This window comes from Nitratireductor sp. B36 (assembly GCF_020833685.1).
Lineage (GTDB): Bacteria > Pseudomonadota > Alphaproteobacteria > Rhizobiales > Rhizobiaceae > Nitratireductor.
Window position 1 is genome coordinate 1 of the sequence record NZ_JACKZY010000001.1, and the last position, 17,833, is coordinate 17,833.

Sequence of the window (17,833 nt, forward strand, 5' to 3'; positions counted from 1 at the left end):
CGCAAGCTTCTGGATCAGGGCCAGGCTGGCGACAACATCGGTGCGCTTCTTCGCGGTGTCGAGCGTGAGGGCGTTGAGCGCGGTCAGGTTCTGGCCAAGCCGGGTTCGGTTACGCCGCACACGAAGTTCAAGGCAGAAGCCTACATCCTGACGAAGGAAGAGGGCGGCCGTCATACGCCGTTCTTCACGAACTACCGCCCGCAGTTCTACTTCCGTACGACGGACGTGACGGGCATCGTTCACCTTCCGGAAGGCACGGAGATGGTGATGCCGGGCGACAATGTGACGGTCGACGTCGAGCTGATCGTGCCGATCGCCATGGAAGAGAAGCTGCGCTTCGCTATCCGTGAAGGCGGCCGCACCGTCGGTGCCGGCATCGTCGCATCGATCACTGAGTAAGAACGGCAACCTTCCGACGCGGCGCGGTTACCCGCGTCGCAGCGGAACAAGGAAGTGACACATGAACGGACAGAATATCCGTATCCGCCTCAAGGCGTTTGATCATCGCGTTCTTGATGCCTCGACGCGGGAAATCGTGTCTACGGCGAAACGCACGGGCGCGAACGTGCGCGGCCCGGTGCCGCTGCCCACGCGTATCGAGAAGTTTACTGTGAACCGGTCTCCTCACATCGACAAGAAGAGCCGCGAGCAGTTTGAGATGCGCACCCACAAGCGGCTGCTCGACATTGTCGATCCGACGCCGCAGACGGTCGACGCGCTGATGAAGCTCGACCTCGCTGCTGGTGTGGATGTCGAGATCAAGCTCTAGGGCGCAAGACAAAAAGTCAGGAACCCGAGCCTCTGTCCGTGACAACGGGTGAGGGGCTGGGAACCCCGAAAGGAAATCGAACCGATGCGTTCAGGTGTTATCGCACAAAAGATCGGTATGACACGCGTCTACAACGAAGCGGGCGAGCATGTGCCCGTGACGGTTCTGCGCATGGAGAACTGTCAGGTCGTTGCGCAGCGTACCGAGGAGAAGAACGGCTATACGGCTGTTCAGCTTGGCGTTGGACTGGCCAAGGTGAAGAACACGTCGAAGGCGCTGCGCGGCCATTTCGCGACCGCTTCCGTCGAGCCTAAGGCCAAGGTGGCCGAGTTCCGTGTGTCGCCCGACAACCTTCTGGATGTCGGCGCCGAGATCACGGTCGAGCATTTCGTCCCCGGCCAGAAGGTCGATGTGACGGGCACCTCGATCGGTAAGGGCTTCCAGGGTGTCATGAAGCGCCACAATTTCGGTGGTGGCCGTGCAACCCATGGTAACTCGGTTTCGCACCGTTCGCATGGTTCGACCGGTCAGCGCCAGGACCCCGGCAAGGTGTTCAAGGGCAAGAAGATGGCCGGGCACATGGGCGCGCATCGCGTGACCACGCAGAACCTGGAGATCGTCTCTACCGACACCGAGCGTGGCCTTATTCTGGTCCGCGGTGCCGTTCCCGGTTCCAAGGGTGCTTGGATTACAGTGCGTGACGCCGTTAAGGCTCCGCTGCCAGACAATGTGCCGATGCCGGCCGCTATCCGTAGCAATGGCGCTGCAAAGGCTGAAGAAGCTGCCGCCACCGAGGGGGCTGAATAATGGACATTAAAGTTACGACCCTCGCAGGCAAGGATGCCGGGAAGCTGAAGATCTCGGATGAGATTTTCGGTCTGGACCCCCGCGAAGACATCCTGCACCGCGTTGTGCGCTGGCAGCTTGCCAAGAAGCAGCAGGGCACACACAAGACCAAGGGACGCTCGGAGATCGCGCGTACCGGCGCGAAAATGTACCGTCAGAAGGGTACGGGTCGCGCGCGTCACTCTTCGGCTCGCGTGCCTCAGTTCCGCGGCGGTGGCCGTGCTCATGGTCCGGTCGTTCGCGACCACAGCCACGATCTTCCCAAGAAGGTTCGTGCGCTCGGCCTTAAGCATGCCCTGTCGGCCAAGGCGAAGGATTCCAGCCTCATCATTATTGATGATCTGGCACTCGCCGACGGCAAGACGAAGTCCCTGGTGGAGAGCTTCGCCAAGCTCGGCCTGAGCAACGCTCTGCTGATCGGTGGCGCCGAAGTCGATGCCGGCTTCAAGCGCGCTGCCCAAAACATCGCCAACATCGACGTTCTGCCGGTGCAGGGCATCAATGTTTACGACATTCTGCGCCGCGGCACGCTGGTCCTTTCCAAGGCCGCCGTCGAGGCCCTTGAGGAGCGTTTCAAATGACGGAGCTTCGCCACTATGACGTGATCGTCAGCCCGGCGATCACCGAGAAATCGACAATGGCGTCGGAAAACAACCAGGTGGTCTTCAATGTGGACCGCAAGGCGACGAAGCCGGAAATCAAGGCTGCTGTCGAGGCGCTCTTTGGCGTCAAGGTGACCGGTGTCAATACGCTTGTTCGCAAGGGCAAGGTGAAGCGTTTTCGCGGAACGATTGGCCGCCAGAGCGACGTGAAGAAAGCGATCGTCACGCTGGCCGAAGGTCATTCCATCGACATCGCGACTGGCCTCTAATCGGGCGGCGAGGAAGAGACAATGGCACTGAAGAAGTTTAAACCGGTAACCCCAGGCCAGCGCCAGCTGGTCATCGTTGACCGCTCCGGCCTTCACAAGGGCAAGCCCGTCAAGGGCCTGACCCAGGGGCTGACGGGCAAGGGCGGCCGCAACAACACGGGTCGCATCACCGCTCGCTTTCAGGGTGGCGGTCACAAGCGCACCTACCGTCTGATTGACTTCAAGCGTCGCAAGCTTGATATCTCGGCGACGGTGGAGCGTATCGAGTACGATCCCAACCGTACGGCGTTCATCGCGCTGGTGCGTTACGAAGACGGCGAGCTGTCCTACATCCTCGCTCCGCAGCGTCTGGCTGCCGGCGATAAGATCATCGCCAGCGACAAGGCGGTCGACGTAAAGCCGGGCAATGCGATGCCGCTCGCGGCGATGCCCATCGGCACGATCGTGCACAATGTTGAGATGAAGCCCGAGAAGGGCGGTCAGATCGCACGCTCAGCCGGCGCATATGTTCAGCTCGTCGGTCGTGACCAGGGTATGGCGATCCTTCGCCTCAATTCGGGCGAACAGCGCCTGGTGTCTGGTCGTTGCTTTGCAACCGTCGGCGCGGTGTCCAACCCCGACCATGGCAATGTCAGCCTGGGCAAGGCCGGTCGCAAGCGCTGGATGGGCAAACGCCCGCACAACCGCGGCGTCGTCATGAACCCGGTCGATCACCCCCATGGTGGTGGTGAAGGCCGTACCTCCGGTGGCCGTCACCCTGTGTCGCCCTGGGGCAAACCCACAAAGGGCATGAAGACCCGGTCGAACAAGTCGACCGACAAGTTCATCATGCGCTCGCGCCACAAGCGCAAGAGCTAAGGAAAGGTAGCGGCAAGTGTCCCGTTCAGTCTGGAAAGGCCCCTTCGTCGACGGCTATCTTCTGAAGAAGGCCGAGAAGGTGCGCGATAGCGGCCGTAACGAGGTCATCAAGATGTGGAGCCGTCGCTCCACCATTCTGCCCCAGTTCGTGGGTTTGACCTTCGGTGTTTACAACGGCCAAAAACACATTCCCGTTTCCGTCTCCGAGGAGATGGTCGGTCACAAGTTTGGTGAATTTGCTCCGACCCGCACCTATTACGGCCATGGGGCGGACAAGAAGGCAAAGAGGAAATAACGATGGGCAAGGCCAAAGCGCCGCGCAGGCTTGCTGACAATGAGGCCCGTGCCGTATTGCGCACGATCCGCGTCAGCCCGCAGAAGCTGAACCTCGTTGCTGCGATGATCCGCGGCAAGAAGGTGGCGACTGCGCTCGCCGACCTGGAGTTTTCGCGCAAGCGGATCGCCGAAACCGTCAAGAAGACGCTGGAATCGGCAATTGCAAATGCGGAAAACAATCACGACCTGGACGTGGATGCGCTGGTCGTGGCCGAAGCCCATGTCGGTAAGTCGATCGTCATGAAGCGGTTCCATGCGCGTGGTCGTGGCCGCGCCAGCCGCATCGAGAAGCCATTTTCACATCTGACGATTGTCGTGCGTGAAGTGGAAGAGAAAGTGGAGGCCGCCTGATGGGTCAGAAAATCAATCCGATCGGGTTCCGTCTCGGTATCAACCGCACGTGGGACTCTCGTTGGTACGCCAATGACGGCGAGTACGGCGATCTGCTGCATGAGGATTTCAAGATCCGCAACTATATCGAGAAGGAGCTGAAGCAGGCTGCCATCTCGAAGGTCGTGATCGAACGTCCGCACAAGAAGTGCCGCGTGACCATTCACTCTGCGCGTCCGGGCCTGATCATCGGCAAGAAGGGTGCGGACATCGAGAAGCTGCGCCGCAAGGTCTCGCAGATGACGAATGCGGAAACACATTTGAACATCGTCGAGGTCCGCAAGCCGGAGATCGATGCCACGCTGATCGCTCAGTCGATCGCTCAGCAGCTCGAGCGCCGTGTGGCTTTCCGCCGTGCCATGAAGCGTGCCGTCCAGTCGGCCATGCGTCTTGGTGCCGAGGGCATCCGTATCAACTGTGCGGGTCGTCTTGGCGGTGCGGAAATCGCCCGCATGGAATGGTACCGCGAGGGCCGTGTTCCGCTGCACACGCTGCGCGCCGATGTCGATTATGGCACGGCCGAAGCAAAAACCGCTTATGGCATTTGCGGCGTCAAGGTCTGGGTCTTCAAGGGCGAGATCCTTGAGCATGATCCGATGGCTTCCGAGCGCCGTGCCACCGAGGGTGACCAGGGCGGTAGCAGCAACCGGCGTCGCGAGAACGCTTAGGAATTTTGGAGTAGAGAACGATGCTGCAACCAAAGCGCACAAAGTTCCGCAAGCAGTTCAAGGGCCGTATCCACGGCGCTGCCAAGGGCGGCACGGAACTCAACTTCGGGTCCTTCGGTTTGAAGGCGCTCGAGCCGGAGCGCGTTACTGCGCGCCAGATTGAAGCGGCCCGCCGCGCGATCACACGCTACATGAAGCGTCAGGGTCGCGTCTGGATCCGCATTTTCCCGGACGTCCCGGTCACGTCGAAACCGACCGAAGTTCGTATGGGTAAGGGCAAGGGCTCCGTTGACTATTGGGCCTGCCGTGTTAAGCCCGGCCGCGTCATGTTTGAGATCGATGGCGTTGGTGCAGACATTGCGCGTGAAGCGCTGCGTCTGGGCGCTGCAAAGCTGCCGGTCAAGACGCGCTTCGTGCAGCGTATTGCAGAGTAGGAAAGGCGAACGCTATGAAGGCTGTTGATGTCAGGGCGATGACGCCGGACCAGCTCAACGATGAGCTGACAAAACTCAAGAAAGAGCAGTTCAACCTCCGCTTCCAGAAAGCGACCGGACAGCTCGAGAAAACCGCGCGCGTGAAAGAAATCCGTAGGGATATTGCGCGCATTAAGACAATCGCGGCCGAGAAGTCGGCCGGCAGCAAGGCCTGAGGACAGCGAACATGCCAAAGCGCGTTTTGCAGGGCACCGTGGTGAGCGACAAGAACGACAAGACCGTTGTCGTCCGTGTCGAGCGTCGCTTTACCCATCCGATGATGAAAAAGACGGTGCGTATGTCCAAGAAGTACAAGGCGCATGACGAAGAGAATGCGTGCAAGGTCGGCGATGTGGTCATGATTCAGGAGACCGCGCCGATTTCGAAGGACAAAAATTGGGTCGTCCTCAAAGACGCCCAGGCACAATAAACATTGAAATTGCCGGGAAGCGGAGTATCTGAGCCGCTTTCCATTGAACGAGAAGGCGGCCAGTCATGATTCAGATGCAAACAAACCTCGATGTGGCGGACAATTCCGGCGCCCGTCGTGTCATGTGCATCAAGGTGCTTGGCGGTTCGAAGCGGAAGTATGCCTCCGTGGGCGACATCATTGTCGTTTCCGTGAAAGAGGCGATCCCGCGCGGCCGCGTAAAGAAGGGCGACGTGATGAAGGCGGTTGTTGTGCGCACGGCGAAGGACATTCGCCGCGCTGACGGCAGCGTCATCCGTTTCGACAAGAACGCAGCTGTTCTCGTCGACAACAAGAAAGAGCCCGTCGGCACGCGTATTTTCGGACCGGTTCCGCGCGAGCTTCGCGCCAAAAACCACATGAAAATCATTTCGCTCGCGCCGGAAGTGCTCTAGGAGGCCGGGGATATGCAGAAGATCAAAAAAGGCGACAACGTCGTCGTGCTCGCCGGCAAGGACAAGGGCCGCACCGGCGAAGTGGTGAAGGTGATGCCGAAGGAAGACAAGGCGCTCGTGCGCGGTGTCAACCTGGTTCGCCGCCATCAGAAGCAGTCCGCTCAGGCAGAGGGCGGCATCATTACGAAGGAAGCGCCAATCCACCTGTCGAACCTGGCGCTGGCCGACCCGAAGGATGGCAAGCCGACCCGCGTTGGCTTCAAGGTCCAGGAAGACGGCAAGAAGGTGCGCGTGGCAAAGCGCTCTGGAGAATTGATCGATGGCTAATGCTCAGTACCAGCCGCGCTGGAAGAAGAAGTATGATGAGGTGATCCGCAAGGAACTCCTCGATACTTTCAAGTACGAGAACGAGATGCAGGTGCCGCGCATCGACAAAATCGTCATCAACATGGGTGTTGGCGAGGCGACGGGCGATTCCAAGAAGCCGACTTCGGCTGCTGAGGATCTTGCCAAAATCGCCGGTCAGAAGCCGGTCATCACCCGTGCTTCGAAGTCGATCGCCGGTTTCAAGGTGCGCGAGGGCATGCCGCTCGGCGCCAAGGTGACGCTCCGCAAGGACCGCATGTATGAGTTTCTGGACCGCCTCGTGACGATCGCGCTTCCGCGCGTCCGCGACTTTCGCGGTCTGAACCCGAAGAGCTTTGACGGCCGTGGCAACTTCGCCATGGGCCTGAAGGAGCATATCGTGTTCCCCGAGATCAACTATGATCAGGTCGATCAGATTTGGGGAATGGACATCATCGTTTGTACGACTGCAAAAACCGACGACGAAGCGCGGGCCTTGCTCAAGGCCTTCAACTTCCCGTTCCGGCAGTAACGGCAGGCGAGAAGAAGGACACTTTAAATGGCAAAAGTCAGCGCAGTCGAAAAGAACAAGCGTCGACGCAAGATGGTCGATCGCTACGCTGCAAAGCGCGCAGAGCTCAAGGCGATCGTCAAGGATCAGTCCAAGCCGATCGAGGAGCGCTTCCAGGCGCAGCTCAAGCTTGCTGCTCTCCCGCGCAACTCGTCCAAGACGCGTATCCGCAACCGTTGCGATGTGACCGGGCGTCCGCGTGCGTATTACCGCAAGCTTAAGATGTCGCGTGTCGCGCTGCGTGAACTGGGCAATAACGGGCTCATCCCGGGCCTGGTCAAGTCGAGCTGGTAAGGGGTAAGAACGATGTCCGTGAATGATCCGCTCGGCGATATGCTGACCCGTATCCGCAACGCCATCGGCCGCAACAAGCCGAAGGTTTCTACCCCGGCTTCGCGTCTGCGTGCCCGTGTGCTCGATGTTCTCAAGGCCGAAGGGTATATCCGCGATTATAGCCAGGTCGACTATGACAATGGCAAGTCCGAGATCGAAATCGAGCTGAAATATGCCGAAGGTGGCTCCGTGATCCGCGAGATCGCGCGTGTTTCGAAGCCGGGCCGTCGCGTGTATGTGTCGGTGAAATCCATCCCGCAGGTCGCCAACGGTCTCGGTATCGCCATCCTTTCAACGCCCAAGGGCGTGATGGCTGATCACGAGGCGCGCGAACAGAATGTGGGCGGCGAGGTGCTCTGCCAGATCTTCTGATCCGGCAGCAGGCATACGCAAAGAACGAGGGCAGACAAATGTCTCGCATTGGCAAAAAGCCGGTCCCGGTTCCACAGGGTGTTACTGCCCAGGTCGAGGGCCAGACCGTGACGGCCAAGGGGCCGAAGGGTGAACTGAAGTTCGTCGTCAACGACGAAGTTTTGGTGAAGCTCGAGAACGACGCAATCGCTGTTGACCCGCGCGATCAGTCCAAGGACGCTCGCTCCAAATGGGGCATGTCGCGCACGCAGATCGCCAACATCCTTCAGGGCGTGAAGGACGGTTTCGAGAAGCGTCTTGAGATCAATGGCGTCGGTTACCGTGCTGCGATGCAGGGAAAAAACCTGCAGCTTTCGCTTGGCTATAGCCACGAAGTGATTTACGAGGCTCCGGAAGGAATCAGCATCAGCTGTCCGAAGCCGACCGAAATCGTCATCGCAGGCATCGACAAGCAGGTTGTCGGTCAGGTAGCGGCTGAGATTCGCAAGAAGCGTGGCCCCGAGCCGTACAAGGGCAAGGGCGTCAAATATGCGGACGAGACGATCGTTCGCAAAGAAGGCAAGAAGAAGTAGGAACTCGAACCATGGTCTCGAAAGTCTCCGTCAAGCGGCGTGCGGGACGTGTTCGCCGGAAGATCAAGGCGGTCTCCAATGGCCAGCCCCGTCTTTCGGTCTACCGTTCCTCCAAGAACATCTATGTCCAGGTTATCGACGACGCCAAGGGCCATACGCTCGCGGCTGCTTCGACCCTGGACAAGGACCTCAAGGGTCAGATCAAGACTGGTGCCGATTCTGCTGCTGCTGCCGCCGTTGGCAAGCTGGTTGCAGAACGCGCCAAGAAGGCAGGCGTAGAGGAAGTGGTCTTCGACCGCGGCCCCTATCTTTTTCACGGTCGCGTCAAGGCTCTGGCCGATGCCGCCCGCGAAGGTGGCCTGAAATTCTAAACCGTTCGGGCGCTTCTGAAGGGGGCGCCCGAATTATCATTTTCAACCCCGTGCTTCCGGAAAAGAACAAGGAAAAGGGCAATGGCACAAGGACGTAGGGACGATCGCCGCGAGCGTGAAGAGCGCGACAGCGAATTCGTCGACAAGCTTGTACATATCAATCGCGTCGCCAAGGTGGTGAAGGGTGGCCGTCGTTTCGGTTTTGCCGCACTCGTCGTGGTCGGCGATCAGAAAGGCCGTGTTGGCTTCGGTCATGGCAAGGCACGCGAAGTGCCGGAGGCCATCCGCAAGGCGACCGAGAGCGCCAAGCGTGAGATGGTTTTCGTTCCGCTGCGCGGGGGCCGTACGCTGCATCACGATGTTTCGGGCCGTCATGGCGCCGGTCGTGTTCTCCTGCGCGCCGCGAAGCCTGGTACCGGCATCATCGCCGGTGGTCCGATGCGCGCCGTCTTCGAGACGCTCGGCGTTCAGGACGTGGTGGCCAAGTCGCTCGGCTCATCGAACCCCTACAACATGGTTCGTGCCACTTTCGATGCCCTGAAGCATCAGTTGCATCCCAAGGACGTTGCTGCCCAGCGCGGCATTAAATATTCCACGCTCCAGGCGCGCCGCGGCGCTGCTGCAGGCGGCGAGGAATAAGGATCACGGCAGATCGGCTCGTTTTCCAACGGGCTTTGATCGCCAGGTTTGCAAGGATTGATGAAAATGGCAGAGAAGAAGAAGGGCAAGACGGTCACCGTCGAACAGATCGGCAGCCCGATCCGCCGCCCGGCCAACCAGCGCCAGACGCTGATCGGCCTTGGTTTGAACAAGATGCACCGCCGTTCCACGCTTGAGGACACGCCGTCCGTGCGCGGCATGATCGCGTCAGTGCAACATCTCGTCCGCGTCGTGGACGAGGCCTGAGGATCCCAGGAGCGATATTATGAAACTGAACGAACTCAGGGATAAAGAAGGCGCCACCAAGTCGCGCAAGCGCGTCGGGCGGGGCATCGGTTCGGGCACCGGCAAGACCGGTGGCCGCGGCGTGAAGGGCCAGAAGTCACGCTCGGGCGTGTCGATCAACGGCTTCGAGGGTGGTCAGATGCCACTCTATCGCCGTCTGCCCAAGCGCGGCTTCAAGAACATCTTTGGCAACGACTTCAATGAAGTGTCGCTCGGCCGCATTCAGGCCGCGATCGACGCCAAGAAGCTTGATGGCAAGGCTGTTATCGATGTGGCAGCTCTGGTCTCTGCCGGTGTTCTGCGCCGTGCAAAGGATGGTGTTCGCGTCCTCAGCGACGGTGAACTGAAGACCAAGGTCACGCTCGAGGTCGCCGGTGCCTCCAAGGCTGCTGTCGAGAAAATCGAGAAGGCCGGCGGAACGGTCAAACTGCTCGAAGCAGCGGCCAAGGCCGAGTAATCCGATCCACAGGCGGCGGGCGATTGTCCGCCGCTTGCATCTATGCCTGTCAGACCCTATTTCGGGTTTTCGACAACGTGTGCCCGTATCGATTCGATAATCTGCGGGGCATGACGAAGCGGAGAATTCTTCATGGCATCGGCAGCGGAACAGCTTGCGTCCAATCTCAATTTCGCGGCCTTCGCGAAGGCTGAGGATCTCAAGAAACGCATCTGGTTCACGCTCGGGGCGTTGCTGGTTTATCGGCTGGGCACCTATATCCCGATGCCGGGCATCAACCCGGATGCTTTCGCTCAGGCTTTTCAGCAGCAGTCTGGCGGTGTTCTGGGCATGTTCAACATGTTCGCCGGTGGCGCCGTGGAGCGCATGGCGATCTTTGCCCTCGGCATCATGCCGTATATTTCCGCCTCCATCATTATGCAGCTCATGACATCGGTCGTCCCGTCGCTCGAGCAGCTGAAGAAGGAAGGTGAGCAGGGCCGCAAGGTCATCAACCAGTATACACGCTACGGCACGGTCATTCTCGCGACGGTTCAGGCCTACGGCATTGCCGTGGGATTGGAAGGCGGCGCGAACATCGTTGCTGATCCGGGCTGGTTCTTCCGTATTTCCGCCGTTATCACGCTTGTCGGCGGCACCATGTTCCTGATGTGGCTGGGTGAGCAGATCACCGCTCGCGGTATAGGTAACGGCATCTCTCTCATCATTTTCTCCGGCATTGTCGCTGGTCTGCCTTCTGCCATCGGCGGCACGCTCGAGCTTGGCCGCACTGGCGCGCTGTCGACCGGCCTCATCCTCGCGATCATTGTTCTGGTCGTTGCGGTGATTGCCGTGATCGTGTTCTTCGAGCGCGCCCAGCGCCGCCTTTTGATCCAGTATCCCAAGCGCCAGGTCGGAAACCGCATGTTCCAGGGCGACACGTCGCACCTGCCGCTCAAGCTCAACACGGCCGGTGTGATCCCGCCGATCTTCGCTTCGTCGCTTCTGCTGCTGCCTGCAACTGTCGCCGGTTTCTCCGACACGACACAGCTTCCTGGCTGGGCGTCCACCATGTTGGCCTCTCTGGGCCATGGTCAGCCGCTGTTCATGTTTCTCTACGCGGCGCTGATTGCATTCTTCGCCTTCTTCTACACGGCCATCGTGTTCAATCCGAAGGATACGGCCGACCAGTTGAAGAAGCATTCGGGCTTCATTCCGGGCTACCGTCCTGGCGAGCGCACGGCAGAATATATCGACTATGTTTTGACGCGTATCACCGTTATCGGTGCCATCTATCTTGTCTTGATCTGCCTTCTGCCGGAGTTCTTGATTTCGGCCACCGGCGTTCCCTTCTATCTCGGCGGCACGTCTCTGCTGATCGTGGTGAGCGTTACGCTCGACACTGTTGCCCAGATGCAGGGACATCTCATTGCCCATCAGTATGAAGGGCTGATCAAGAAATCCAAATTGCGTGGGGGTAAGAGGGGACGATGAGGCTTATACTTCTTGGACCGCCGGGAGCGGGTAAGGGCACTCAGGCCCAGCGGCTGGTCGAGAAGCACGGCGTTCCGCAACTCTCCACGGGTGACATGTTGCGGGCCGCGGTTGCAGCCGGAACGGAAGTCGGCAAGCGCGCGAAAGCCGTGATGGATGCCGGGGAGCTGGTGTCGGACGAGATCGTCAACGCGATCGTTGCAGAACGTATCGATCAGCCCGACTGCGCGAACGGTTTTATTCTCGACGGATATCCGCGAACTCTTGCGCAGGCTGATGCCGTTGAGGCGATGCTGGCCGAACGCGAAGTCAAGCTCGATGCGACCATTGAGCTTGTGGTCGACGACGCGGCTCTGGTGGGGCGTATCGAAAAGCGTGCGCAGGATGCCATCGCTGCCGGCCAGACGCCGCGCAAGGATGACAATGCTGCGGTTTTCGACGAGCGCCTGCGCGAATACTACAAAAAGACTGCAGCGCTGATTGGCTATTATCATGCCAAGGGTTTCCTGCGGCGGGTCGATGGGATGAAGTCCATCGATGAGGTGACAGCAGAGATCGAGCAGGTCCTCGCTTCACTTTAGGCCGAGGCGTTCTTCGGCAGTGCTTGACTGCGTGGTGTTTATCGATTAATGCCACTCGGTCTCCTGATCGAACGTAACGTTGGTCGGGCCGTCAGGCTCGGCCTTCTTGTTTGTAGGAACAATCATCTCCCGCAAGGGCCGGCCTCCACCGGACGCGGGCAAACGAAGCGCCGGGGAACCGGCTCACATGGAGAAGAAGATGGCCCGTATTGCAGGCGTCAATATTCCGACCAACAAGCGCGTTGTGATTGCGCTTCAGTATATCCACGGTATCGGTCCGAAGACCGCCGGGGATATCGTCAAGCAGGTCAACATCCCGCTCGAGCGTCGCGTCAGCGAGCTTACCGATGCCGAGATTCTCGCCATCCGCGAGACGATCGATCGCGACCTGCGCGTTGAGGGTGATCTTCGCCGCGAAGTTTCGATGAACATCAAGCGTCTGATGGACCTGGGCTGCTATCGCGGCCTGCGTCACCGTCGTTCGCTTCCGGTCCGCGGTCAGCGCACGCACACCAATGCACGCACCCGCAAGGGCCCTGCCAAGGCAATCGCCGGCAAGAAGAAGTAATTGAGTGAGTAGCGAATAGCGAATAGCGAATAGAAGCCGATCTTGTTTCTACCCGCTACTCGCTAACCACTATTCGCTTCTCCAGGTGGAGCCGCTGGTGTTACGGCGGTGTAGAGATCGACTGAAAGGAAGATTATGGCCAAGGAAGCCGCACGCGTTCGGCGTCGCGAACGTAAGAATATCTCGTCGGGTGTTGCTCACGTCAATTCGAGCTTCAACAACACGATGATCACCATCACGGACGCACAGGGCAATGCCATTGCCTGGTCGTCCGCTGGCGCACAGGGCTTCAAGGGCTCGCGTAAGTCGACCCCGTTTGCGGCCCAGGTTGCTGCCGAGGACTGCGCCCGCAAGGCTGCCGAGCATGGCATGCGCACGCTTGAGGTTGAGGTTTCCGGCCCCGGTTCGGGTCGTGAGTCCGCGCTGCGCGCGCTGCAGGCTGCCGGCTTCACCATCACGTCCATTCGCGATGTGACGCCGATCCCGCACAATGGTTGCCGTCCGCGCAAGAAGCGCCGCGTATAATCAGAGTTTTGCCGCAAGAGCGCTTCGGCGCTCCTCTGTGGTTTTCCAGATCGCCCGTCACGAATGGATTGTGGCGGGGTAACGGAAGGAACCCGGAATGATCCAGAAAAACTGGCAAGAGCTTATCAAGCCGAACAAGGTCGAGTTTTCGTCCAAGGGCCGCACCGTCACCACGCTGGTGGCTGAGCCTCTTGAGCGTGGCTTCGGTCTGACGCTCGGCAATGCACTGCGTCGTGTGCTCCTGTCGTCGCTTCGCGGCGCGGCCGTGACCGCGGTGCAGATCGACGGCGTGCTGCACGAATTCTCGTCGATCCCCGGCGTGCGTGAAGATGTGACGGACATCGTTCTGAACATCAAGGAAATCGCGCTCTCCATGGAAGGCGAGGGGCCCAAGCGCATGGTTGTGCGCAAGCAGGGACCCGGCACCGTGACGGCTGGCGACATCCAGACCGTAGGCGATGTGGAAGTTCTCAACCCCGACCACGTGCTGTGCACACTGGACGAGGGCGCGGAAATCCGCATGGAATTCACGGTCGACAACGGCAAGGGTTATGTCCCGGCCGAGCGCAACCGCGCCGAAGACGCGCCGATCGGTCTGATCCCGGTCGACAGCCTCTACTCGCCGGTTAAGAAGGTCTCCTACAAGGTCGAAAATACCCGCGAGGGCCAGGTTCTCGACTATGACAAGTTGACCATGACCATCGAGACCAATGGTTCGGTGACGGGCGAGGACGCGGTGGCTTTTGCTGCGCGCATCCTGCAGGACCAGCTTGCGCTGTTCGTCAACTTCGAAGAGCCGCAGAAGGAGCAGCCCGCCGAACAGGTGGCCGAGCTCGCCTTCAATCCGGCGCTTCTCAAGAAGGTGGACGAGCTGGAGCTTTCGGTTCGCTCTGCAAACTGCCTGAAGAACGACAACATCGTTTATATCGGCGACCTGATCCAGAAGACGGAAGCCGAGATGTTGCGCACGCCGAATTTCGGCCGCAAGTCGCTCAACGAAATCAAGGAAGTGCTGGCTTCGATGGGCCTTCACCTCGGCATGGATGTCGAGGACTGGCCGCCGGAAAATATCGAAGAACTCGCCAAGCGCTACGAAGACCAATACTAGGCCCGTAGAGCCCGCCAAGATCGGGCGACGGGGATTGAAGGAGAAAGGCCATGCGTCACGGAAAATCCGGCCGCAAGCTGAACAGGACGGCAAGCCACCGCAAGGCGCTCTTTGCCAACATGGCGGCTTCGCTGATCGAACATGAACAGATCGTCACCACTCTGCCCAAGGCGAAGGAACTTCGCCCGATCGTGGAAAAGCTGGTGACGCTCGGCAAGCGTGGTGACCTGCACGCCCGTCGTCAGGCCATTTCGGCCATCCGCGACGAGAGCCTGGTCAAGCGCCTGTTCGACACGCTCGCTCCGCGTTATGCAGAGCGCAATGGCGGCTACACCCGCATCATGAAGGCGGGCTTCCGCCATGGCGACAACGCACCGATGGCTGTCATCGAGTTCGTTGACCGCGATGTGGAAGCAAAGGGCGCTGCCGACCGTGCGCGTCTCGAAGCTGAAGGCGGCAACGAAGAGGCGGAGGCCGCATAAGCCGGCCAGTCTTGTACGTGCTTTTAAAAAAAAAAAGGGGCTTCGCGGCCCCTTTTTTGTTGCGCAAATTTCATTCTTTACGGGGCGGAGCCTTTCAATGTGCACAATGCTTTGAGAAAAGCGATTTGCGTCGCTGCACGATCATTAGCATTCTCCAGAAACGGATAGAGGCCAGGCATATGCGGATGCGTTCTGTTTTCCTAAGCGTTGTTCTTTTTGCTTCTTTTGCTGGAACCGTGGTCACGGGTTCGGTCCAAGCGCAGCAGGATGAAAACGGTACTCTGCGTGGATTCCTTTCCAACCTTCTGAATGGAGATGAAAGCAGGACGCTGGCTATCCCGCAGCAGAAAGCTGCAGAACGTCGCGTTCCTTTCGGGCGGGCCGATATTCAGTTGTCGTTCGCGCCATTGGTCAAGGAAACGTCGCCTGCAGTGGTGAATGTCTACGCATCGTCCACCGTTCAGGTGCGGTCGCCTTTCATGGGCGATCCGTTTTTCGAACAGTTCTTCGGCAGGCCTCAAATGCCGCCGCGCGTGCGTTCCTCGCTCGGTTCCGGCGTGTTGGTCGATCCAAGCGGTGTCATCGTAACGAACAATCACGTCATCAGCGATGCAGATGAGGTCAAGGTGGCGCTTGCGGACGGGCGTGAGTTTGAAAGCGAAATCCTGCTCAAAGACAAGGCACTCGATCTCGCGGTTTTGAAGATCTCCGGCAATGATGCCTTTCCGGCCGTCGGATTGGGCAACTCTGACAATCTCGAGGTGGGTGACCTCGTGCTTGCCATCGGCAATCCATTCGGTGTCGGCCAGACGACAACCAGCGGCATCGTGTCCGCGCTTGCGCGCAGCCATGTGGGCGTGTCCGATTTCGGTTTCTTCATCCAGACCGATGCAGCGATCAATCCGGGCAATTCCGGCGGCGCGCTGATCGATATGCGGGGGCAGGTGATTGGCATCAACACCGCCATTGTCAGCCGCAGCGGCGGTTCCATTGGTATCGGTTTTGCAATTCCCGCCAACATGGTGCGTGCGGTGGTAAATGCCGCACTGTCCGGTGCAGAGACTTTCGAGCGGCCATTCTTCGGCGCTTCCTTCGATCCGGTAACTGCACAGATTGCCGAGGCGCTGGGCATGGAGCGTCCCGTCGGCGCGCTGGTGCGTGAAGTGGCGCCGGACAGCCCCGCCGAGCGTGCCGGCCTGCGACCCGGCGATGTGGTGGTCGCCATGGACGGTGCTGATATCCAGCACCCCGATGCGCTCGAGTATCGGCTCGTGACGCATCCACTTGAGGAAAAAGGCGTCATCGGCGTGTTGCGCGAGGGGCGGACGCTGGAACTGGGCTTCACGCTCGAGCGCCTGTCCGATGGAGGAGACCCGACACCGGTAACGCTCGAGGGGCGTGGGCCCTTCGCCGGCGCAGCCATTGCCGCTCTCGAGCCGCGTCTTGCCCAGCGTCTGAAACTGCCACTGAACAAGAAGGGGGTCGTCATTCTGGAGGTCGACCGGCGTTCGCCCGCTGCCAGTGTCGGCCTGCGCCCGGGCGACATCATCCGCGAGGTCAACGGGATCGAGATTGAAGACGTGGAAACGATGCAGGTCGTGGCCGGTGACACAAGCCGCCGCTGGGCCTTTTCCGTGGAGCGGGACGGGCGCATATTGCGTCAGCGCCTGCGCTTCTGACCTGCCTGTTCGATGACTGACCAATGAGTGATCTCTTTTCCAATCCCGATGAAAGCGGCGCGCGCGTCAACCGTCCGCTCGCTGATCGCCTGCGGCCACAGAAACTCGACGAGGTGGTGGGCCAGGAGCATCTGACGGGCCCCGATGGGGTTTTGACCCGCATGATCGCAAGCCGCTCGCTGGGGTCGCTCATCTTCTGGGGACCGCCGGGCACCGGCAAAACCACGGTCGCGCGTCTTCTGGCCGGTGAAACGGAGCTGGCCTTCGAGCAGATCTCGGCGATCTTCTCAGGCGTGGCGGACTTGAAGAAAGTGTTCGAGGCGGCCCGTCTCAGGCGCAGTCAGGGAAGGCAGACGCTTCTGTTCGTCGACGAAATCCATCGCTTCAATCGCTCGCAGCAGGATTCGTTTCTGCCGGTGATGGAGGACGGCACCGTCGTGCTGGTCGGCGCGACAACGGAGAACCCGTCCTTCGAGCTCAACGCTGCGCTTCTGTCGCGTGCCCGTGTGCTCAATTTCAACACGCTCGGACCGGAAAGCCTGTTGCGCCTGCTCGAACGCGCTGAGGCGCTGGAGGAAAAGCCTTTGCCGCTGGATGAAGAGGCGCGGGCGGTTCTTGTGCGCATGGCCGATGGCGATGGACGCGCTTCGCTCACGCTTGCCGAAGAGGTCTGGCGTGCGGCGCGGGAGGGCGAGGTGTTCGATGCGGAGGCGCTGCAGCGTGTCGCCCAGCGCCGTGCCCCTGTCTACGACAAGGGGCAGGACGGGCACTACAATCTGATTTCCGCCCTGCACAAATCCGTTCGCGGCTCCGATCCCGACGCGGCACTGTATTATCTCTGCCGCATGTTCGATGCGGGCGAGACTCCGCTCTATATCGGCCGCAGGCTTGTGCGCATGGCTGTGGAAGACATTGGTCTTGCCGATCCTCAGGCTCTCGTCATCGCCAATGCGGCCAAGGATGCCTATGAATATCTCGGATCGCCGGAGGGCGAGCTCGCTCTGGCGCAGGCTTGTGTCTATCTGGCGACAGCACCGAAATCGAATGGCGTCTACACCGCTTTCAAACAGGCCTTTGCCGACGCGAAGGCCAACGGCTCCCTTCTGCCGCCCAAGCACATTCTCAACGCGCCGACCAAACTCATGAAGGAGACCGGTTACGGGGCCGGCTATGCCTATGATCACGACCAGCCGGATGCGTTTTCCGGGCAAAATTACTTTCCCGAAGAGATGGGGCGCAAGCGCTATTACGACCCGCCGGAGCGGGGTTTTGAACGTGAGATCCGCAAGCGGCTGGATTATTGGGCGCGCCTGCGCAAGGAGCGGGGAGAGCCATGATGTCGACGCTTGTTGATTTTTGCGCAGCTTCTGCGAAAA

Annotated in this window: 29 protein-coding genes and 1 pseudogene; all 30 read left to right on the forward strand. The window is 59.9% G+C overall.

From position 1 onward, the window contains the following. Nucleotides 1-399 (forward strand): annotated as a pseudogene (tuf, locus tag H7H48_RS00005) (elongation factor Tu); the annotation flags it as partial. Nucleotides 400-460: 61 nt separating this feature from the next. After that, nucleotides 461-769: a 30S ribosomal protein S10 gene (rpsJ, locus tag H7H48_RS00010; protein WP_007009511.1), complete on the forward strand. Its 309-nt coding sequence runs from the start codon at nucleotides 461-463 to the stop codon at nucleotides 767-769. An 84-nt stretch (nucleotides 770-853) separates the two neighbouring features. Next, nucleotides 854-1,576 (forward strand): 50S ribosomal protein L3, encoded by a 723-nt coding sequence (rplC, locus tag H7H48_RS00015; protein ID WP_007009512.1) that lies wholly within the window; start codon nucleotides 854-856, stop codon nucleotides 1,574-1,576. Continuing rightward, nucleotides 1,576-2,196 carry a 50S ribosomal protein L4 gene (rplD, locus tag H7H48_RS00020; protein WP_229446814.1) on the forward strand — a complete coding sequence of 207 codons (621 nt, stop codon included), beginning with the start codon at nucleotides 1,576-1,578 and terminating at the stop codon, nucleotides 2,194-2,196. Before rplC ends, rplD begins: the two co-directional genes overlap by 1 nt. Next, the gene (locus H7H48_RS00025) at nucleotides 2,193-2,486 is read left to right on the forward strand and encodes a 50S ribosomal protein L23 (RefSeq protein WP_007009515.1); all 294 of its coding nucleotides are present in this window, start codon (nucleotides 2,193-2,195) and stop codon (nucleotides 2,484-2,486) included. The genes rplD and H7H48_RS00025 overlap by 4 nt, the downstream gene beginning before the upstream one ends. A 21-nt stretch (nucleotides 2,487-2,507) precedes the next feature. After that, on the forward strand, nucleotides 2,508-3,344 hold the full coding sequence (gene rplB / locus H7H48_RS00030) for a 50S ribosomal protein L2 (protein WP_229446815.1): 837 nt from the start codon (nucleotides 2,508-2,510) through the stop codon (nucleotides 3,342-3,344). A gap of 16 nt (nucleotides 3,345-3,360) precedes the next feature. Beyond that, nucleotides 3,361-3,639: a 30S ribosomal protein S19 gene (gene rpsS, locus H7H48_RS00035; RefSeq protein WP_009452531.1), complete on the forward strand. Its 279-nt coding sequence runs from the start codon at nucleotides 3,361-3,363 to the stop codon at nucleotides 3,637-3,639. 2 nt (nucleotides 3,640-3,641) lie between these two features. Further along, the gene (gene rplV, locus H7H48_RS00040; RefSeq protein ID WP_007009518.1) at nucleotides 3,642-4,031 is read left to right on the forward strand and encodes a 50S ribosomal protein L22; all 390 of its coding nucleotides are present in this window, start codon (nucleotides 3,642-3,644) and stop codon (nucleotides 4,029-4,031) included. Next, entirely contained in the window at nucleotides 4,031-4,738 is a 708-nt protein-coding gene (gene rpsC, locus H7H48_RS00045) for a 30S ribosomal protein S3 (protein ID WP_223020757.1), read from the forward strand. The genes rplV and rpsC overlap by 1 nt, the downstream gene beginning before the upstream one ends. Nucleotides 4,739-4,758: 20 nt before the next feature. Continuing rightward, nucleotides 4,759-5,172 carry a 50S ribosomal protein L16 gene (rplP, locus tag H7H48_RS00050; protein WP_229446816.1) on the forward strand — a complete coding sequence of 138 codons (414 nt, stop codon included), beginning with the start codon at nucleotides 4,759-4,761 and terminating at the stop codon, nucleotides 5,170-5,172. A gap of 14 nt (nucleotides 5,173-5,186) precedes the next feature. Beyond that, nucleotides 5,187-5,387: a 50S ribosomal protein L29 gene (gene rpmC, locus H7H48_RS00055; RefSeq protein ID WP_229446817.1), complete on the forward strand. Its 201-nt coding sequence runs from the start codon at nucleotides 5,187-5,189 to the stop codon at nucleotides 5,385-5,387. Nucleotides 5,388-5,398: 11 nt separating this feature from the next. Continuing rightward, the gene (rpsQ, locus tag H7H48_RS00060; RefSeq protein WP_223020755.1) at nucleotides 5,399-5,641 is read left to right on the forward strand and encodes a 30S ribosomal protein S17; all 243 of its coding nucleotides are present in this window, start codon (nucleotides 5,399-5,401) and stop codon (nucleotides 5,639-5,641) included. Nucleotides 5,642-5,706: 65 nt separating this feature from the next. Further along, a complete protein-coding gene (gene rplN / locus H7H48_RS00065; protein ID WP_007009523.1) occupies nucleotides 5,707-6,075 on the forward strand; it encodes a 50S ribosomal protein L14 in 369 nt (122 codons plus the stop codon). A gap of 12 nt (nucleotides 6,076-6,087) precedes the next feature. Further along, entirely contained in the window at nucleotides 6,088-6,402 is a 315-nt protein-coding gene (rplX, locus tag H7H48_RS00070; protein ID WP_007009524.1) for a 50S ribosomal protein L24, read from the forward strand. Further along, on the forward strand, nucleotides 6,395-6,952 hold the full coding sequence (gene rplE, locus H7H48_RS00075) for a 50S ribosomal protein L5 (RefSeq protein WP_229446818.1): 558 nt from the start codon (nucleotides 6,395-6,397) through the stop codon (nucleotides 6,950-6,952). The genes rplX and rplE overlap by 8 nt, the downstream gene beginning before the upstream one ends. Before the next feature lie 27 nt (nucleotides 6,953-6,979). Next, the gene (gene rpsN, locus H7H48_RS00080) at nucleotides 6,980-7,285 is read left to right on the forward strand and encodes a 30S ribosomal protein S14 (protein WP_007009526.1); all 306 of its coding nucleotides are present in this window, start codon (nucleotides 6,980-6,982) and stop codon (nucleotides 7,283-7,285) included. 12 nt (nucleotides 7,286-7,297) lie between these two features. Further along, on the forward strand, nucleotides 7,298-7,696 hold the full coding sequence (rpsH, locus tag H7H48_RS00085; RefSeq protein ID WP_229446819.1) for a 30S ribosomal protein S8: 399 nt from the start codon (nucleotides 7,298-7,300) through the stop codon (nucleotides 7,694-7,696). Nucleotides 7,697-7,734: 38 nt separating this feature from the next. After that, nucleotides 7,735-8,268 (forward strand): 50S ribosomal protein L6, encoded by a 534-nt coding sequence (gene rplF / locus H7H48_RS00090; protein WP_007009529.1) that lies wholly within the window; start codon nucleotides 7,735-7,737, stop codon nucleotides 8,266-8,268. An 11-nt stretch (nucleotides 8,269-8,279) separates the two neighbouring features. Then, complete coding sequence (gene rplR / locus H7H48_RS00095) at nucleotides 8,280-8,639, forward strand: 50S ribosomal protein L18 (RefSeq protein ID WP_007009530.1); 360 nt, start codon at nucleotides 8,280-8,282, stop codon at nucleotides 8,637-8,639. Nucleotides 8,640-8,720: 81 nt separating this feature from the next. Further along, a complete protein-coding gene (rpsE, locus tag H7H48_RS00100; RefSeq protein WP_229446820.1) occupies nucleotides 8,721-9,278 on the forward strand; it encodes a 30S ribosomal protein S5 in 558 nt (185 codons plus the stop codon). 66 nt (nucleotides 9,279-9,344) lie between these two features. Further along, nucleotides 9,345-9,545 carry a 50S ribosomal protein L30 gene (gene rpmD / locus H7H48_RS00105; protein WP_229446821.1) on the forward strand — a complete coding sequence of 67 codons (201 nt, stop codon included), beginning with the start codon at nucleotides 9,345-9,347 and terminating at the stop codon, nucleotides 9,543-9,545. Between the two features lie 19 nt (nucleotides 9,546-9,564). Continuing rightward, nucleotides 9,565-10,041, forward strand: coding sequence for a 50S ribosomal protein L15 (gene rplO, locus H7H48_RS00110; RefSeq protein WP_229446822.1), 477 nt, complete (start codon nucleotides 9,565-9,567; stop codon nucleotides 10,039-10,041). A gap of 132 nt (nucleotides 10,042-10,173) precedes the next feature. Continuing rightward, nucleotides 10,174-11,514 carry a preprotein translocase subunit SecY gene (secY, locus tag H7H48_RS00115; RefSeq protein ID WP_229446823.1) on the forward strand — a complete coding sequence of 447 codons (1,341 nt, stop codon included), beginning with the start codon at nucleotides 10,174-10,176 and terminating at the stop codon, nucleotides 11,512-11,514. After that, the gene (locus H7H48_RS00120) at nucleotides 11,511-12,095 is read left to right on the forward strand and encodes an adenylate kinase (protein ID WP_065815258.1); all 585 of its coding nucleotides are present in this window, start codon (nucleotides 11,511-11,513) and stop codon (nucleotides 12,093-12,095) included. Before secY ends, H7H48_RS00120 begins: the two co-directional genes overlap by 4 nt. 199 nt (nucleotides 12,096-12,294) lie before the next feature. Continuing rightward, complete coding sequence (gene rpsM / locus H7H48_RS00125) at nucleotides 12,295-12,663, forward strand: 30S ribosomal protein S13 (RefSeq protein ID WP_007009536.1); 369 nt, start codon at nucleotides 12,295-12,297, stop codon at nucleotides 12,661-12,663. A gap of 135 nt (nucleotides 12,664-12,798) precedes the next feature. Beyond that, nucleotides 12,799-13,188 carry a 30S ribosomal protein S11 gene (gene rpsK, locus H7H48_RS00130; protein ID WP_007009537.1) on the forward strand — a complete coding sequence of 130 codons (390 nt, stop codon included), beginning with the start codon at nucleotides 12,799-12,801 and terminating at the stop codon, nucleotides 13,186-13,188. Between the two features lie 97 nt (nucleotides 13,189-13,285). Continuing rightward, nucleotides 13,286-14,296: a DNA-directed RNA polymerase subunit alpha gene (locus tag H7H48_RS00135; protein WP_229446824.1), complete on the forward strand. Its 1,011-nt coding sequence runs from the start codon at nucleotides 13,286-13,288 to the stop codon at nucleotides 14,294-14,296. A gap of 50 nt (nucleotides 14,297-14,346) precedes the next feature. Next, nucleotides 14,347-14,778, forward strand: coding sequence for a 50S ribosomal protein L17 (gene rplQ, locus H7H48_RS00140; RefSeq protein ID WP_007009539.1), 432 nt, complete (start codon nucleotides 14,347-14,349; stop codon nucleotides 14,776-14,778). Between the two features lie 185 nt (nucleotides 14,779-14,963). Further along, complete coding sequence (locus H7H48_RS00145; protein ID WP_370633296.1) at nucleotides 14,964-16,457, forward strand: DegQ family serine endoprotease; 1,494 nt, start codon at nucleotides 14,964-14,966, stop codon at nucleotides 16,455-16,457. Between the two features lie 23 nt (nucleotides 16,458-16,480). Further along, the gene (locus H7H48_RS00150) at nucleotides 16,481-17,794 is read left to right on the forward strand and encodes a replication-associated recombination protein A (protein WP_229446826.1); all 1,314 of its coding nucleotides are present in this window, start codon (nucleotides 16,481-16,483) and stop codon (nucleotides 17,792-17,794) included. Nucleotides 17,795-17,833 lie beyond the last annotated feature (39 nt).

Excerpts from the sequence above, each read along its gene's own strand:
- rpsM (WP_007009536.1), top strand. The coding sequence starts at position 12,295 with ATGGCCCGTATTGCAGGCGTCAATATTCCGACCAACAAGCGCGTTGTG.
- rpsN (WP_007009526.1), top strand. The coding sequence starts at position 6,980 with ATGGCAAAAGTCAGCGCAGTCGAAAAGAACAAGCGTCGACGCAAGATG.
- rplC (WP_007009512.1), top strand. The coding sequence starts at position 854 with ATGCGTTCAGGTGTTATCGCACAAAAGATCGGTATGACACGCGTCTAC.
- H7H48_RS00025 (WP_007009515.1), top strand. The coding sequence starts at position 2,193 with ATGACGGAGCTTCGCCACTATGACGTGATCGTCAGCCCGGCGATCACC.
- rpsJ (WP_007009511.1), top strand. The coding sequence starts at position 461 with ATGAACGGACAGAATATCCGTATCCGCCTCAAGGCGTTTGATCATCGC.
- rplX (WP_007009524.1), top strand. The coding sequence starts at position 6,088 with ATGCAGAAGATCAAAAAAGGCGACAACGTCGTCGTGCTCGCCGGCAAG.
- rpsK (WP_007009537.1), top strand. The coding sequence starts at position 12,799 with ATGGCCAAGGAAGCCGCACGCGTTCGGCGTCGCGAACGTAAGAATATC.
- rplR (WP_007009530.1), top strand. The coding sequence starts at position 8,280 with ATGGTCTCGAAAGTCTCCGTCAAGCGGCGTGCGGGACGTGTTCGCCGG.
- H7H48_RS00150 (WP_229446826.1), top strand. The coding sequence starts at position 16,481 with ATGAGTGATCTCTTTTCCAATCCCGATGAAAGCGGCGCGCGCGTCAAC.
- rplD (WP_229446814.1), top strand. The coding sequence starts at position 1,576 with ATGGACATTAAAGTTACGACCCTCGCAGGCAAGGATGCCGGGAAGCTG.
- rpmC (WP_229446817.1), top strand. The coding sequence starts at position 5,187 with ATGAAGGCTGTTGATGTCAGGGCGATGACGCCGGACCAGCTCAACGAT.
- rplE (WP_229446818.1), top strand. The coding sequence starts at position 6,395 with ATGGCTAATGCTCAGTACCAGCCGCGCTGGAAGAAGAAGTATGATGAG.
- H7H48_RS00145 (WP_370633296.1), top strand. The coding sequence starts at position 14,964 with ATGCGTTCTGTTTTCCTAAGCGTTGTTCTTTTTGCTTCTTTTGCTGGA.
- rplO (WP_229446822.1), top strand. The coding sequence starts at position 9,565 with ATGAAACTGAACGAACTCAGGGATAAAGAAGGCGCCACCAAGTCGCGC.
- rplN (WP_007009523.1), top strand. The coding sequence starts at position 5,707 with ATGATTCAGATGCAAACAAACCTCGATGTGGCGGACAATTCCGGCGCC.
- rplB (WP_229446815.1), top strand. The coding sequence starts at position 2,508 with ATGGCACTGAAGAAGTTTAAACCGGTAACCCCAGGCCAGCGCCAGCTG.
- H7H48_RS00135 (WP_229446824.1), top strand. The coding sequence starts at position 13,286 with ATGATCCAGAAAAACTGGCAAGAGCTTATCAAGCCGAACAAGGTCGAG.
- H7H48_RS00120 (WP_065815258.1), top strand. The coding sequence starts at position 11,511 with ATGAGGCTTATACTTCTTGGACCGCCGGGAGCGGGTAAGGGCACTCAG.
- rplP (WP_229446816.1), top strand. The coding sequence starts at position 4,759 with ATGCTGCAACCAAAGCGCACAAAGTTCCGCAAGCAGTTCAAGGGCCGT.
- rpsQ (WP_223020755.1), top strand. The coding sequence starts at position 5,399 with ATGCCAAAGCGCGTTTTGCAGGGCACCGTGGTGAGCGACAAGAACGAC.
- rplF (WP_007009529.1), top strand. The coding sequence starts at position 7,735 with ATGTCTCGCATTGGCAAAAAGCCGGTCCCGGTTCCACAGGGTGTTACT.
- rpsE (WP_229446820.1), top strand. The coding sequence starts at position 8,721 with ATGGCACAAGGACGTAGGGACGATCGCCGCGAGCGTGAAGAGCGCGAC.
- rpmD (WP_229446821.1), top strand. The coding sequence starts at position 9,345 with ATGGCAGAGAAGAAGAAGGGCAAGACGGTCACCGTCGAACAGATCGGC.
- rplQ (WP_007009539.1), top strand. The coding sequence starts at position 14,347 with ATGCGTCACGGAAAATCCGGCCGCAAGCTGAACAGGACGGCAAGCCAC.
- secY (WP_229446823.1), top strand. The coding sequence starts at position 10,174 with ATGGCATCGGCAGCGGAACAGCTTGCGTCCAATCTCAATTTCGCGGCC.
- rplV (WP_007009518.1), top strand. The coding sequence starts at position 3,642 with ATGGGCAAGGCCAAAGCGCCGCGCAGGCTTGCTGACAATGAGGCCCGT.
- rpsC (WP_223020757.1), top strand. The coding sequence starts at position 4,031 with ATGGGTCAGAAAATCAATCCGATCGGGTTCCGTCTCGGTATCAACCGC.
- rpsH (WP_229446819.1), top strand. The coding sequence starts at position 7,298 with ATGTCCGTGAATGATCCGCTCGGCGATATGCTGACCCGTATCCGCAAC.